Here is a 1608-nt window from a genome sequence, read left to right on the forward strand (position 1 = left end):
AGGGGGGACCACCCTCCAAGGCTCAAGACCTTCAGCGACCGATAGTGGACAAGTACCGTGAGGGAAAGGTGAAAAGCACCCCGAGAGGGGGATGAAACAGACCCTGAAACCACGTACTCACCAGCAGTCAGAGGTCACTCCTGCAGGAGCAGGCAAGGACTGATGGCGTGCCTTTTGTAGAATGATCCGGCGAGTGCATCTTCGTCGCAGGTTAACCTTCGGGAAAGAAGGGGAGCCAGAGGGACACCGAGTCTGAAATAGGCGTAAGTGGCGAGGATGCGACCCTAAACCGTGTGAGCTATCCATGAGCAGAGTGAAGCGAAGGTGAAACTTCGTCGAGGCTCGCACCCACCAGTGTTGCAAAACTGGGGGAGGACTTGTGGATAGGGGTGAAATGCCAAACGAACACGGAGATAGCTGGTTCTCCCCGAAATGTATTGAGGTACAGCCACGACCCAGGCTTATGCTGGAGGTAGAGCGCTGGATGGGCTAGGGGCCCAGTGCGGGTTACCACACCCAACCAAACTGCGAATGCCAGCACAAGGGGAAGTGAGTGAGACGGCGGGGGCTAAGCTTCGTCGTCGAGAGGGAAACAGCCCAGACCACCAGCTAAGGTCTCAAACTCTCTGCTCAGTGTCAAAGGGGGTTGTCGCGCTCAAACAGCCAGGATGTTGGCTTAGAAGCAGCCATCATTGAAAGAGTGCGTAATAGCTCACTGGTCGAGTGAACGGGCACCGACAACGTAGCGAGGCTCAAGCATCGTACCGAAGCTGTGAATGCTCATCCTTCCTTTCAGGCGTCCGCCTGGGGAGGACTGAATGGGGCATGGTAGGGGAGCGTTCTGTAGCGAAGAAGCCAGACCGAGAGGACTGGTGGAGCGAACAGAAGTGAGAATGCCGGAATGAGTAGCGCATTACATGTGAGAACCATGTACACCGTAAGCCTGAGGGTTTCTGGACACTGTCAAACAATCCAGAGTCAGGCGGGTCCTAAGCCGAGGACGTTATAGTCGTAGGCGATGGCAAGCAGGTGAGTATTCCTGCCCCACAGCGCGTCGTTATGGAGTGAAGCGGGGACGCGGTAGGGACGGTGATCCTCTCAAATTGGACAGGAGAGGTTGGTCGTGCGAAGGATGAAGACGAGGCAAATCCCATCTTCAAAGATCTGACGCCGATCACGAGTCTGCGCAAGCAGGCGGAAGTCATCGCTGCCCAGGCCGCCGAGAAAAGCCGCTAACCAGACGTAGCTGCGCCCGTACCGCACACCGACACCGGTAGGCCGGGAGCACGCTCCCGAGGTGAACGAGTGAGCCTCTGTCAAGGAACTCGGCAAATTGACCCCGTACCTTTGGAAGAAGGGGTGCCTGAGTAGCGTGACCTTCGGGAAGCGCGAGCAGGCCGCAGTAAAGCGGCTCAAGCGACTGTTTATCAAAAACACAGGTCTCTGCGAACACGAAAGTGGACGTATAGGGGCTGACTCCTGCCCAGTGCCGGAAGGTTAAGAGGAGCGGTGCAAGCTGCGAATCGAAGCCCCGGTGAACGGCGGCCGTAACTATAACGGTCCTAAGGTAGCGAAATTCCTTGTCGGGTAAGTTCCGACCCGCACGAA

Annotated in this window: 1 rRNA gene; it reads left to right on the forward strand. The window is 56.8% G+C overall.

What is annotated here, in order from left to right:
• Positions 1-1608: ribosomal RNA gene (locus VKV18_RS03485) — 23S ribosomal RNA — on the forward strand; the annotation flags it as partial.

The organism is Chthonomonas sp. (assembly GCF_035294505.1).
Lineage (GTDB): Bacteria > Armatimonadota > Chthonomonadetes > Chthonomonadales > Chthonomonadaceae > Chthonomonas.